This is a genomic window from Clostridium sp. AM33-3 (assembly GCF_003480315.1).
Classification (GTDB): domain Bacteria; phylum Bacillota; class Clostridia; order Lachnospirales; family Lachnospiraceae; genus Brotaphodocola.
The window spans coordinates 36,057-48,431 of record NZ_QUIV01000010.1; the positions used below are offsets into that span (position 1 = coordinate 36,057).

A 12,375-nucleotide genomic window follows, 5' to 3' on the forward strand; every position below is an offset into this window, starting at 1 on the left:
TACTTTGATTATACAGAAATAGACTTCTTCATTCAATGCTTTCTGCATGAAAGGCATGAATATTGACATCGAAAACTTATTTTTGAAATTTTCCTACTGCAGCCGCTCTAACAGCATTTCTCTGGTTTCCCGGTACTTCTTCACCGGAATTGGAATCCGCGTCCCGTCGATCAGTACCACCTCATATTTCTGGATCTGGGAAATGCACTCCGCGTTGATAATATAGCTCCGGTGCACTGCCGCAAACCTCTCATCTGCTTTCTCCTGAAACTCTGTTAATGTCATACGCACTGGTATTTTCGCTCCGGAAAGAAAAGCAATGATGCTTATGCGTCCGCCTGCCTCCACATAAAGAATCTCAGATAAAAGAAAGATGTGTTCCCGGTCCTCCAGATCTGCAGCCATCAGCTTGGTTTTATCTGTCAGTGTACTAAACCGGCGCATTAGATATTTATGCGCCATTCTGCCCATGGTGCTGGGAAACATCTCATCTCCCACTGTTTTCAGTTCGCCCAGCGGATTGGAAATATGCATATGACAGATTTTCAGTTTCCCATCTCTCTGCTCCCAGACAAACGTGCAGCGTTGCTGCACCTGAAGGAAAAATTCCACACGCTCATCAGTCGTGACCAGATAACGCCCTGCCACCGTACAGACATTTCCACTGTTTTGCACTACAAAAAAATCCTGTTCCATTAAATGGCATGGTTTTAAATCCCGCATAGTACCCCGCAGATCTTCCGCAGTCGCTTCCCTCCCGACAATAAACTGCTTCTGCAGTGTCCCGGTCCATAATACATCCTCATCACAGTAAGACAGTACCAGTTCCGGATTCAGCTGCCAATACTGCATCAGGCACTCCCGCGTCAGTTCCAGTGCCTCCTGCGCCACCTTTTTTTGCATAAGCATTTCTCCTCTCTGTCCTAAAAATCCGCTGTTATTGTCATAAATTATAGCATTTTGCCGGCTCTAATGTCAAAGTTTTGCTATTTTTATTGAGTTTTTAGATTACTTATGATACTCTGAGGTTATTAATCCATAATTTTAACCCTTATGAACCTGCATAAGAGAAAGGGGCATTTATGAAACATCATTCTACAGGCCGCCGCGGTCTTTTCTTTAAAATCAACGCACGAAAAAAGGGGATTGCCTTGATTCTCATTGTATCTCTGGCGCTCCCCTACGTGTCCACTGCATTTCTGGAACAGTATGAACAGCACCGGTCACATCAGGCAGCCGAACAGCTTCAGGAAAAGCTGCAGCTGTCACTGGACAAGCAAAATGCTGCCCTGGATCATTTTTCTGAACTTGTGACCCAGAGCAATTATGATGAAGCACTTGATGAAATCAATCATCTGCTTGCACTGGACAGCGCTAATCCCCAGTATTACCTGAAACGAGCCGGACTTTATGTCCTGTTAAACCGGTCCGATGAAGCCATGGCCGATCTGGAAACCACTATCCGCCTGGCCCCGGATCTCTACGATGCAAGACAGCTCCGGGCACAGCTTCTGGAGGAAAACGGCAAATACGCCGAAGCCCGTACCGACTACGAAACCATGTACCAAATTGATCCATCCCAGACGGATGTACTGATGTACATCGCAGACTGTTACCAGCAGCAGATGGACTACGAAAATGCCATCACCGCTTACAACAATGCGGAAAAAGCACTCCCGGAATATGCCGATGCAATTGCCTATGCCCGCGGTGTCTGCCGTTATTCCCTTGAAGATTTTGAGGGTGCTCTTGCCGATTTTCAGAAATATGCCGTCGCAAAGCCAGAGGACGGAGAACTGAATTTCCTCATTGGCTCTTCCTACATGAACCTGGAACAGGAAGAAGCCGCGGAAAGCTATCTCCGAAAAGCCTATGAACAGGGTGCTTACCTGGCTGAATGCAATTTCTACCTTGGTTCCATCAGCATGAACCGGGAAGACTATAAAACGGCTATTCCGTATTTCACTGCCGCAATCGAGGGAAACTGCTTTGCGGATTTTGCCTTCTACAACCGAGGAGTCTGCTATCTTCATACAGATGAAGCCAGTCTGGCCAAAGCTGATTTTGAGTATGTGATGGAACATTCCACGGATTCTCAGCTCATGTCCGATACCAAAGATATCCTGGACCAGCTCAGCCGATAACCCGCGGCAGGACCAAACATCAGTCCGGATGCAGCAAAAATACCGCAAAAGCCCCTGCTAATCGCGGCAAAACACGGCAAAACACGAAAAAACAGTTGAAAAACAGCGGTTTTTAGTATAGAATATAGTAGATTAATCGCGAGTACGCAAATTCAAGGAGGAATATCACATGATTTCAGCAGGTGATTTTAGAAACGGCATTACCCTGGAAATCGAGGGTAACGTATACCAGATCGTAGAGTTCCAGCATGTAAAACCGGGTAAGGGTGCTGCTTTCGTAAGAACCAAAATCAAAAATGTTATGACCGGTTCCGTAGTAGAGAGAACCTTCCGTCCGACTGAGAAGTTCCCGTCTGCAAGAATCGACCGTGTTGATATGCAGTATCTGTATGAAGATGGCGATCTGTACAACTTCATGAACATGGATAACTACGAGCAGATGGCTCTCGCAGCAGACGTGATCGGTGATGCATTAAAGTTCGTTAAGGAGAATGAGATTGTTAAGATCTGCTCTTACAATGGTAAGGTATTCTCCGTAGAGCCGCCGTTATTCGTAGAGCTTGAGATCACCAACACCGAGCCGGGCTTCAAGGGTGATACCGCACAGGGCGCTACCAAGCCGGCAACCGTTGAGACTGGCGCAACCGTATACGTTCCGCTGTTCGTTGACAACGGTGATAAGATCAAGATCGACACCCGTACCGGTGAGTATCTGTCCAGAGTTTAATACTCCGCACAGTTTTTGATCTGAACTGATTGAATGCAAAAGAGGCAATTCCATTTTCAGGAACTGCCTCTTTTTTATTGTTATGATTTGTTTTGCATTTCACGCTTATAGAAGTGCAGCACCACTGCCTCCAGATAGCGCTTCAGCACGATCTGGATTTCTTCTTTGGGGTTGATGGGTTTTACCAGGATTCCGTAGATTCCGGCGCGGTTTGCACCGTACACATCGGTAAAAAGCTGGTCACCCACAAACAGTACCTCCTCTTTGCAAAGCCCCATCTCCTCTACCGCACGATTATAATTCTTCACCCCCGGTTTTCCAGCCTTGTAAATATAAGGAGAATGCACCTGCTCCGCGAAGGATTTCACCCGCGGCTCCTTATTGTTGGACAGTAGGAGCGTCTGAAATCCCAATCCATGAAGACGCCGGAACAGGAGCAGTGCCCGCTCATCCGCCGGAGCTCCGTGAGGCACCAGGGTATTATCGATGTCAAAAATGACCCCCTTTTTCCCCTTCTCTTTCCAATCTTCCCAGTTTATTTCGTAGGTACTGTCCACCCACTCTTTCGGATAAAATGGTTCTAATATCACGTCTGTATTCCTGTCCTACTTTCGCTTATTTTCCAGAAGCTTTCCCAGCTCCTCCATAAAGGTATTCACGTCTTTGAACTCCCGGTAAACAGAAGCAAAACGCACATAGGCAACTTCGTCCAGCTGTTTTAACTTCTGCATGACCAGTTCGCCGATGGCAGAAGTTTCCACCTCCCGATCCTCCATGGTAAAGATCTCGTTCTCAATTTCATCGATCATCTGATTGATCTGCTGGATGGAAACCGGACGTTTATGGCAGGAATGAACCACGCCCGACTCGATTTTAGAACGGTCATACGGTTCTCTTGTCTGGTCTTTTTTGATGACCATAAGCGGCATGGTTTCCAGTTTCTCATATGTGGTAAAGCGCTTTCCGCAGACTACGCACTGACGGCGACGGCGGATGGAACTGTTGTCCTCAGCCGGTCTGGAATCAATGACCTTGGTATCTGCTGCACTGCAAAATGGACATTTCAAATTTTTTTCCTCCTGTGTACCTTTGCTTTTATTTTACTCTATCTGTCCCACAGGCGCAAGCGGTTTTAAATTTCACGAAAACGGATTCCCATTTGATGCCATCTGTCTCTTTTAGGATAGCTCCCCGGTTCTTTTTTGTAAAACAAAATATTATGCTCTTTCCCACACGTTCAGTCGCATTTGCATGGTTTTTCCACATCTTTCAGCTTGCGCACCTCCACCAGAATGATATCATCCCCAATCTGGCACACATCCTGAAACGGAATGATATACTCCTTCTCTCGCCCAAAAATCCCGCACAGGCACCCGGGTCCCGGGACGATCAGATGCGTGATGCAGCCGTTTTCCGGATTAAATTCTACATCGCCCACAAAGCCCAGCTTTTTACAGTCACAGATGTTGATGACTTCTTTTTTTTTAAATCAAAAATACGCATAGGCCACATCCGGAATGAAACGTCCTTACTGTAGTCTATGCGTATAGTTTCCAGGCAGTTCCTGAAAACTGTCTGATTTTATTACATCTGCTTAGCGATTAGAATAACGGAACTACTGCACCCTCGTAGGTCTGCTCCATATACTCCTTCACTGCATCGCTGGTCAGGGCCTCAATGAGAGCTTTGGTCTTCTCATCATCTTCTTTACCCTCCTGAACTGCTACCACGTTTCCGTAGGTGGTTGCTGCCTCAGAATCAGAAGCCTCCACTGCCAGAGCATCAGATACCTTTAAACCAGCCTCAATTGCGTAGTTGCCGTTGATGACTGCGATGTCAACATCCGGAAGGGAACGCGGAACCTGTGCAGCCTCAACCTCAAGGATATCCAGGTTCTTCGGATTCTCAACAATGTCTGTCTTGGTTGCCTTTAAGCCTGCACCATCTGCCAGCTTTAACAGGCCCTGTGCTTCCAGAAGCAGCAGTGCGCGTGCCTCGTTGGTCGCGTCGTTCGGAACAGCCACCTTTGCGCCATCTGCCAGCGCATCCAGAGTTGCGGTCTTGCCTGCGTAGATGCCGAACGGCTCGTAATGGATCTTGCCTGCGCTGACTAACTTGGTTCCTCTCTCCTCATTGAACTGCTCCAGATACGGAAGATGCTGGAAATAGTTTGCATCCAGATCACCAGCGTCCAGTGCCAGGTTCGGCTGAACGTAGTCGGTATACTCAACGATCTTTAAATCATAACCTTTCTTTGCAAGTTCCTCTCTTGCAGCCTCCAGAATCTCTGCATGGGGAGCCGGGCTTGCACCTACAGTCAGTTCCTTTAAATCGTCAGTCTTTGCTTCTGCTTCTCTGCTCTCTGCCTCTGCTGCGGTAGTCTCTGCTGCCTCTGCGCCGGTCTCTGCTGCAGTGGTTTCAGCCGGTTTGCTGCCGCCGCATGCGGTCAGAGCTGCTGCTGCTAAAAATGCTGCTGCGATTACACCAATGTTCTTTTTCATAATACTTATCCTCCTCGATCAATAATTTTGATTTATATGGCCTTTAGCCGACAGCCGTCCTGCGGCTGCTAAATCCATTTTAACGTATTCTCTTGTCGCTGTTTCTTGCCAGTCTCATGCCGATTTCCTGAATGATCTGTACGATGATGACCAGGATCGCTACCGTCACCAGCATAATGTCGGTCTCATAACGGTAATAACCGTAGTTGATCGCGATACCTCCCAGTCCACCGCCGCCGACCGCGCCTGCCATGGCAGAATAGCCGAGTATGGTGGTGGTGGAGATAGCCGCTCCGATCAAGAGAGACGGCTTTGACTCCGGAAGCAATACCTTCCAGATGATCTGGGACGTAGAAGCTCCCATGGATTTTGCTGCTTCAATAACTCCGGCATCGATCTCCTTAAAGGAGGATTCTACCATGCGGGCAATATAAGGAGCTGCAGAGGCCACCAGCGGCGGTACCACTGCCCTCCAGCCCAGGCTGGTTCCCACCAGTTTTCTGGTAACCGGAATCATCATGATCAGAAGAATGAGAAACGGTACCGACCGGAGCAGGTTGATGATCAGTCCCAGCACCTTCTGCAAGGCCGGGATGGGACGAATGCCCTCCTTGTCGGTCACCACCAGGATGATGCCCAGCGGAATTCCGATCATATAGGAAACGATGGTGGAAATGATCACCATACATAAGGTTTCTCCGATTCCGTTCCGAATCAGTTCTAAAATCTGCTGACTAAATAGCATCACTGTTCACCTCCTCATACGGCACCTGCACGGTCTTTAAATAATGCAGGGCTCTCGCCGCGTCCGCTTCATCCTCCGGCAGCTGAATGATCATCTGGCCATAAGCCGTGCCGCCAATATCCTTCGTGGAAGCGTACAGGATGTTCACCGGGACCTTGCTGGCCAGGATCATATTGGCCAGAACCGGCTCCATGGAAGAACGTCCGTCAAAGGTGATGCGGATCTTTCTGGATTTGTCGAATCTTACATTTTCCACCGCATCGCCCAGAATTAACTGACGGCCAATCTTAGACTTTGGCTCAGAAAAGATTTCTGATACCCGGCCATACTCAGCAATCTGGCTGTGGTCGATGATGGCCACCCGGTCACAGATGGCTTCAATGACCGCCATCTCATGAGTGATTACAATCACGGTAATGCCTAAGTCCCGGTTGATCTGTTTGATCAGCTGTAAGATCGACTTGGTCGTGTTCGGGTCAAGGGCACTGGTAGCCTCGTCACACAAAAGCACCTTCGGGTTTGTTGCAATGGCCCGGGCAATGGCCACTCTCTGACGCTGTCCGCCGGAAAGCTGTGCCGGATAAGCCTTTGCCCTGTCCTCCAGTCCCACAAGCTTTAACAGCTCCATGGCGCGCTCTTTCGCCTGCTGCTTTGGAATTCCCGCAATCTCCATGGGGAAGCATACATTCCGGAGAATGTTTCTCTGCGCCAGCAGATTAAACTGCTGGAAGATCATACCCATGGACTGTCTTGCCTTTCTCTGTCCGGCGTCATTTAATGCTGCCAGGTTTTCTCCCTCAAACAATACCTGGCCGGAGGTCGGGATCTCCAGCATGTTGATGCAGCGGACCAGCGTACTCTTTCCTGCTCCGGAAAGTCCGATAATTCCGAAGATTTCTCCGCGCCTGATTTCCAGATTAATGTCATCCAGGGCTTTGACCGGCCCGTTAGCCGTTTTGAATTCCTTGCCCATGTGCTTTAACTGGATAATGGTTTCCTCTAATGCCATACTCTTTTCCTTTCCCTGTGATACGGAAATGACGGATTTTCCTATGAAATAAAAATGCCGTAAACCTGCAACAGGCTTACGGCTTAGAATGCGTTCTCGTCTCTGATTTTATGCTTCTTCTATGCTCTTTCCTGACCCTGCAGATTACTGATGAAATTGATTGCATACAAACATACGGCACATGTCCATCATCATGCCGCACATCATAGCCATATTCATCTGCATGGTCTTAACCTGAGTCATAGCTGATTCCTCATTTCCGTAGTATGTTTTTACTACCCTATGTGGCGTATTCTACGCCAGGGAAAGGGGTTTGTCAAGAGATATCTGTAAATTTGTTGAGACCGTTTTTCTCTGCAATGCAGGCTCGAAAATGCTTCGCATTGCTCATTTAAATCACATAGTCGCCGCCATCTTCGGTCTTCATCAGATCGGCAATGGTATAGCTGTCAAAAAATTCATTGATCACGCTGTTTAAACGGGTCCACATAGGCAGGGTCCGGCAGTGCGGCGCTATTTCGCAGAGCTTGGCACCTGCCTCCAGACAGCTTACCGGCGCCAGGGAGCCTTCCGTCAGGCGCAAGATTTCTCCTACTTTATAATCTTCCGGCGCCCTGGACAGGCGGTATCCGCCGCCTTTTCCCTGGGCACCTTCCACAAAACCGGATTTCGACAGGTTGGACATGATAGATTCCAGATATTTCTGAGAAATGTCCTGTCTCTGTGCCACCTCCTTTAACGGAGTAAATGTCCCCGTGGCATGTTCTGCCAGATCGATCATCACGCGCAGTGCATATCTTCCTCTTGTTGAAATCATCATAATCCCCAACCATCCTTCTCATATTCAATCTATCGTTCTATAACGCTCCGTTACCCTCACAGTTTCCTGTTAATCTGCAAATAACGGAGTAGACAGGTAGCGGTCTCCGGTATCCGGGAGCAGCACTACGATTGTCTTACCCTCATTTTCCGGGCGTTTTGCCAGCTCTATGGCAGCCCAGAGAGCCGCGCCGGAGGAAATTCCTACCAGTACGCCTTCATTCTTTCCAACTTCCTTTCCGGTTGCAAACGCGTCATCGTTGCTGACCGGAATAATCTCATCGTATATCTTGGTATCCAGCACTTCCGGTACAAAGCCGGCTCCGATTCCCTGGATCTTATGTGCTCCTGCCACACCAGTGGAAAGCACTGCGGAGGAAGCAGGCTCTACCGCAACCACTTTGACATCCGGGTTTTTGGACTTTAAGAAACGTCCGGTTCCGGTGATGGTGCCTCCGGTACCGACACCTGCCACAAAATAATCTACCCGGCCATCGGTATCCTCCCAGATTTCCGGTCCGGTGGTCTCAAAATGTGCCCTGGGATTTGCCGGATTCACAAACTGTCCTGTCACAAATGCATTCGGAATTTCCCTGGCCAGTTCATCTGCCCTGGCAATCGCTCCCTTCATGCCCTTTGCCCCCTCGGTGAGGACAAGCTCTGCACCATACGCCTTCATTAACTGGCGGCGCTCCACAGACATAGTTTCCGGCATTACGATTATGATGCGATAGCCGCGGGCTGCAGCCACAGACGCCAGACCAATTCCTGTATTGCCGGAGGTCGGTTCAATGATCACGGAATCCGGTTTCAGCTCACCGCTTGCCTCAGCAGCATCGATCATAGCCTTGGCAATGCGGTCCTTTACAGAACCTGCCGGATTCAAATATTCCAGTTTTGCCAGGATTTTTGCCTTTAAACCAAACTTTTTCTCAATGTTTGTGAGCTCCAGAAGCGGGGTTTTACCAATCAGCTGATCTGCGGAAGTATAAATGTTTGCCATCCTGATGTCCTCCTTGCATTATGCACCGTTATTATTTTACTGCTTCAAAGCCATGTTTCAGATCGTCAATAATATCATCGATATGCTCGGTACCGATGGAAAGACGGATGGTGGTCGGCTTGATACCGCATGCCAGCAGGCCTTCCTCATCCAGCTGGGAATGGGTGGTGGATGCCGGATGGATCACCAGAGACTTCACATCAGCCACATTTGCAAGCAGGGAGAACAGCTCCAGACTCTCCGTAAATTTCTTTGCGGTATTGACATCGCCTTTGATCTCAAAGGTAAAGATGGAGCCTGCTCCGTTCGGGAAATAGCGGTCATACAGCTCTTTCTGACGACCGGTAGACAGGGACGGATGATTTACCTTTTCTACCTGTGGATGATTCTTTAAGAAATCTACAACCTTCAGTGCGTTCTCTACGTGGCGCTCTACTCTTAAGGACAGAGTCTCCAGCCCCTGCAGTAACAGGAAGGAGTTGAACGGAGAAATGGTAGCACCCAGGTCTCTCATCAGAGTTGTACGGAGCTTCGTGATGTAGGCAGCATTCCCGCATGCCTCAGTGAATACGATGCCATGATAAGATGGGTTTGGCTGGCTTAAGCCCGGGAATTTGTCGTTCTGTGCCCAGTCAAACTTGCCGCCGTCCACAATAACACCGCCCATTACGGTACCGTGACCGCCCATAAACTTGGTTGCAGAATGTACCACGATATCAGCACCATGCTCCAGCGGACGGAGCAGATATGGAGTAGCGAAGGTGCTGTCTACAATGAACGGGATGCCGTGACGGTGAGCGATCTCTCCGATTGCCTCGAGATCGACCACATCTGAATTCGGGTTGCCAAGCGTCTCTGCATAGAGCAGCTTGGTATTCGGCTGAATGGCTTTTTCAAAGTTTTCCGGATCGGCCGGATCCACCAGGGTAGTAGTGATTCCCTGCTCCGGCAGTGTGTTTTCAAACAGGTTGGTGGTTCCGCCGTACAGGTTGGTGGAGGATACGATATGATCTCCTGCCTTTGCAATATTCTGGATTGCGTAAGCGATCGCTGCGGAACCGGATGCGGTTGCCAGTGCTCCGATACCGCCCTCCAGGGCTGCAACTCTCTTCTCGAAGACATCAGAGGTCGGATTCATCAGTCTGGTGTAAATGTTGCCCGGCTCAGTCAGAGCGAAGCGTCCTGCCGCCTGTGCGGAATCCTTGAATACATAAGAGGTGGTTGCATAGATCGGTACGGCTCTGGAGTCTGTTGCCGAATCTGCATTTTCCTGTCCTACGTGAAGCTGAAGAGTCTCAAACTTGTAATTCTTGCTCATGGTATGTACCTGCCTTTCCATTCATCCATAACGGTTCCGTTACTTAAGATCGTGTTTTAAATTACCCTGTATTTCCATAGGTGATTCGTTGTTCTGTATTATAGCCACCATAACCTACTATGTCAATAGGTTTATCGGTGTTTTTTGAAAATACAACAGAATACAAAAAAGCAGCAGTAAAATGAATCACATTTTACTGCTGCACTCTCATCCATTTCGTATTCGTTTTGATAACAGATCAGCCGCACAGATCCACAATCGCCTGCGCAAAGATCTTTGCGCTTACCAGAAGCTCGTCTACAACTGCGAACTCATCCGGTCCATGCATCTTGTTGTCAGTCTCCGGCATAGCTGCGCCGAATGCCACGCCATTTTCCAGATGATGAACATAAGTGCCGCCGCCCAGTGCCTGACACTCGCCCTTACGGCCGGTATACAGCTCGAACGCAGCCAGCAGGGTCTTTACAAAATAGGAATCTGCAGATACATGATGCGGTGGGATCAACGCCTTGTTTAACAAAGTAAGACCCTGCTCTGCCATGCGTGCTCTTACAACCTCAAGCACATTCTCATCGTTTCCGCATACCGGGATACGGCCGTCAAACTCACCATCCATGCTTGCCGCATCTACACTCAGCATGTTGAAGGAGAGGGTAAGATTTCCGGAAAGCTCATCCTCCATAGCCACACCCAGGGTCTTTCCGTTTACATCGCCATGTGGGAACAGGGATGCTGTTTTTCTGACCATGTCAACCTGCGGGCAGGATGCAAAATCCAGTTTTCCAAGGAACACCAGAAGGCCGGTCAGCGCATTATTGCCCACATCCGGAGTAGAGGCGTGAGCACCGATTCCGGTGGCGGTAATTTCAGTCACTGTTCCTTCTGCCGCAAACTCAAAGCTGATGCCGGTCTCTTCCTTTGTCTCGGCCGCAGCTTTTTCCAGTGCTGCCATCTCAAAGCCCTCTACCGCAGCCTTCGCCTTGCCAGGAACAACATTCACCTTAGTTCCTGCCTTGATAGAAACCAGTCTTGGAAGTGCATCGGATGCTTCAAATCCAGCAGTAAAATGGCCCGGGAAGCGTCCCTTTTCCGTGTTAACCAGCGGATATTCCGCATCCGGAGAAAAGGTCATCGGCGCTTCTTTTTCAATGCTGTAGTAATGGCGGATATCGCTGCTGCCGCACTCTTCATCCGTTCCCAGGATCAGGCGCACGTTTTTCTTTAACGGAATACCAAGCTCTTTGACTGCGCGCATCGCATAAAGGGCAGCCACTGCTGGTCCCTTGTCATCTGCGGTGCCGCGTCCGTACAGCTTTCCATCCTTTAATACCGGCTTGAACGGCTCGGTCACAGTCCAGCCTTCCCCGGCTGGTACAACATCGAGGTGTGCCAGGATATCCAGCTGATGAGGAAGCTCATTCATATCCACACAGCCTACATAGCCATCGTAATCGCAGGTCTCAAAGCCATAGCCTTCTGCCATGTCCAGTGCCATGTCCAGACACTCAGCAGTGCCAGGCCCAAACGGCATATCCTCCTCTGCCGGCATCTTCTCGCTGTTGATACGGCAGAGCTCGCAGATATCTTCCAGCATCTCGTCTTTATGCGCGTCTACCCATGCGCTGATTTTCTCTTTATACATAACAAATTCCCCCTGAATTATTTTGTCATTGCTGCCAGAGTCTGGTTTACCAGTTTGCCGTCTGCCTTACCTTTTACCTTCGGCATCAGAACCTTCATAATCTTACCCTTGTCTGCTGCAGTCGGCTTCTCAATACCAAGCTCTGCGAGCACCCCTTTGATCACCTCGGTGATCTGCTCTACGTTCATATCTTCCGGAGCGAACTCTTTGTATACAGCAAGTCTCGCAGCGGCTTCCTCGCGGATATCGGTGCGGTCTGCCGGAGCCATGTCGTAGGTCTCCTGGGTCTGGCGGATCTCTTTCTTTACAACTGCATTTTCCTCATCCTCAGTCAGCTCTTCACGTTTGTCGATCTGCGCGTTCTTCAGTGCGGAAAGCAGCATGGACAGGGAATCTTTTCTTGCCTTGTCTTTTGCCTTCATAGCCTCTACCATTGCAGCTCTTACTACGTCAATCTTGCTCATATC

13 protein-coding genes and 1 pseudogene are annotated in these 12,375 nt (G+C 49.2%); 2 read left to right on the forward strand and 12 right to left on the reverse strand.

Annotated features, from left to right (window positions below; genetic code table 11):
- Positions 1-93: 93 nt before the first annotated feature.
- Complete coding sequence (locus DW819_RS07550; RefSeq protein WP_182432592.1) at positions 94-903, reverse strand: LytTR family transcriptional regulator DNA-binding domain-containing protein; 810 nt, start codon at positions 901-903, stop codon at positions 94-96.
- Positions 904-1,082: 179 nt separating this feature from the next.
- Here DW819_RS07550 and DW819_RS07555 point away from each other — a divergent pair, with 179 nt between their 5' ends.
- The gene (locus DW819_RS07555) at positions 1,083-2,144 is read left to right on the forward strand and encodes a tetratricopeptide repeat protein (RefSeq protein ID WP_118732775.1); all 1,062 of its coding nucleotides are present in this window, start codon (positions 1,083-1,085) and stop codon (positions 2,142-2,144) included.
- Positions 2,145-2,313: 169 nt separating this feature from the next.
- Complete coding sequence (gene efp, locus DW819_RS07560; RefSeq protein ID WP_118732776.1) at positions 2,314-2,871, forward strand: elongation factor P; 558 nt, start codon at positions 2,314-2,316, stop codon at positions 2,869-2,871.
- Positions 2,872-2,951: 80 nt separating this feature from the next.
- Here efp and DW819_RS07565 read toward each other — a convergent pair whose 3' ends face one another.
- The 11 genes and pseudogenes from DW819_RS07565 to DW819_RS07615 form a co-directional block, all read right to left on the reverse strand.
- Positions 2,952-3,458, reverse strand: a complete 507-nt coding sequence (locus DW819_RS07565; protein WP_118732831.1) for a YqeG family HAD IIIA-type phosphatase — start codon at positions 3,456-3,458, stop codon at positions 2,952-2,954.
- An 18-nt stretch (positions 3,459-3,476) separates the two neighbouring features.
- The gene (gene nrdR, locus DW819_RS07570) at positions 3,477-3,938 is read right to left on the reverse strand and encodes a transcriptional regulator NrdR (RefSeq protein WP_118732777.1); all 462 of its coding nucleotides are present in this window, start codon (positions 3,936-3,938) and stop codon (positions 3,477-3,479) included.
- Positions 3,939-4,108: 170 nt separating this feature from the next.
- Positions 4,109-4,345, reverse strand: a pseudogene (locus DW819_RS07575) (PRC-barrel domain-containing protein); the annotation flags it as partial.
- 127 nt (positions 4,346-4,472) lie between these two features.
- On the reverse strand, positions 4,473-5,372 hold the full coding sequence (locus tag DW819_RS07580) for a MetQ/NlpA family ABC transporter substrate-binding protein (RefSeq protein WP_118732779.1): 900 nt from the start codon (positions 5,370-5,372) through the stop codon (positions 4,473-4,475).
- 79 nt (positions 5,373-5,451) lie between these two features.
- Complete coding sequence (locus DW819_RS07585; protein ID WP_243025681.1) at positions 5,452-6,117, reverse strand: methionine ABC transporter permease; 666 nt, start codon at positions 6,115-6,117, stop codon at positions 5,452-5,454.
- Complete coding sequence (locus tag DW819_RS07590) at positions 6,107-7,126, reverse strand: ATP-binding cassette domain-containing protein (protein ID WP_118732780.1); 1,020 nt, start codon at positions 7,124-7,126, stop codon at positions 6,107-6,109. The genes DW819_RS07585 and DW819_RS07590 overlap by 11 nt, the downstream gene beginning before the upstream one ends.
- A 391-nt stretch (positions 7,127-7,517) precedes the next feature.
- Complete coding sequence (locus DW819_RS07595; RefSeq protein ID WP_118732781.1) at positions 7,518-7,946, reverse strand: RrF2 family transcriptional regulator; 429 nt, start codon at positions 7,944-7,946, stop codon at positions 7,518-7,520.
- A gap of 69 nt (positions 7,947-8,015) precedes the next feature.
- On the reverse strand, positions 8,016-8,948 hold the full coding sequence (cysK, locus tag DW819_RS07600; protein WP_118732782.1) for a cysteine synthase A: 933 nt from the start codon (positions 8,946-8,948) through the stop codon (positions 8,016-8,018).
- A 31-nt stretch (positions 8,949-8,979) separates the two neighbouring features.
- Positions 8,980-10,266, reverse strand: coding sequence for an O-acetylhomoserine aminocarboxypropyltransferase/cysteine synthase family protein (locus tag DW819_RS07605; RefSeq protein ID WP_118732783.1), 1,287 nt, complete (start codon positions 10,264-10,266; stop codon positions 8,980-8,982).
- 238 nt (positions 10,267-10,504) lie between these two features.
- Complete coding sequence (gene pepV / locus DW819_RS07610; RefSeq protein WP_118732784.1) at positions 10,505-11,908, reverse strand: dipeptidase PepV; 1,404 nt, start codon at positions 11,906-11,908, stop codon at positions 10,505-10,507.
- Positions 11,909-11,925: 17 nt separating this feature from the next.
- On the reverse strand, positions 11,926-12,372 hold the full coding sequence (locus tag DW819_RS07615) for a GatB/YqeY domain-containing protein (protein ID WP_118732785.1): 447 nt from the start codon (positions 12,370-12,372) through the stop codon (positions 11,926-11,928).
- Positions 12,373-12,375: the final 3 nt, after the last annotated feature.

Bases quoted from the DNA above. Each gene is read 5' to 3' on its own strand.
- DW819_RS07550 (WP_182432592.1), bottom strand. From the start codon at position 903: ATGCAAAAAAAGGTGGCGCAGGAGGCACTGGAACTGACGCGGGAGTGC.
- DW819_RS07555 (WP_118732775.1), top strand. From the start codon at position 1,083: ATGAAACATCATTCTACAGGCCGCCGCGGTCTTTTCTTTAAAATCAAC.
- efp (WP_118732776.1), top strand. From the start codon at position 2,314: ATGATTTCAGCAGGTGATTTTAGAAACGGCATTACCCTGGAAATCGAG.
- DW819_RS07580 (WP_118732779.1), bottom strand. From the start codon at position 5,372: ATGAAAAAGAACATTGGTGTAATCGCAGCAGCATTTTTAGCAGCAGCA.
- DW819_RS07585 (WP_243025681.1), bottom strand. From the start codon at position 6,117: ATGCTATTTAGTCAGCAGATTTTAGAACTGATTCGGAACGGAATCGGA.
- DW819_RS07590 (WP_118732780.1), bottom strand. From the start codon at position 7,126: ATGGCATTAGAGGAAACCATTATCCAGTTAAAGCACATGGGCAAGGAA.
- DW819_RS07595 (WP_118732781.1), bottom strand. From the start codon at position 7,946: ATGATGATTTCAACAAGAGGAAGATATGCACTGCGCGTGATGATCGAT.
- cysK (WP_118732782.1), bottom strand. From the start codon at position 8,948: ATGGCAAACATTTATACTTCCGCAGATCAGCTGATTGGTAAAACCCCG.
- DW819_RS07605 (WP_118732783.1), bottom strand. From the start codon at position 10,266: ATGAGCAAGAATTACAAGTTTGAGACTCTTCAGCTTCACGTAGGACAG.
- pepV (WP_118732784.1), bottom strand. From the start codon at position 11,908: ATGTATAAAGAGAAAATCAGCGCATGGGTAGACGCGCATAAAGACGAG.
- DW819_RS07615 (WP_118732785.1), bottom strand. From the start codon at position 12,372: ATGAGCAAGATTGACGTAGTAAGAGCTGCAATGGTAGAGGCTATGAAG.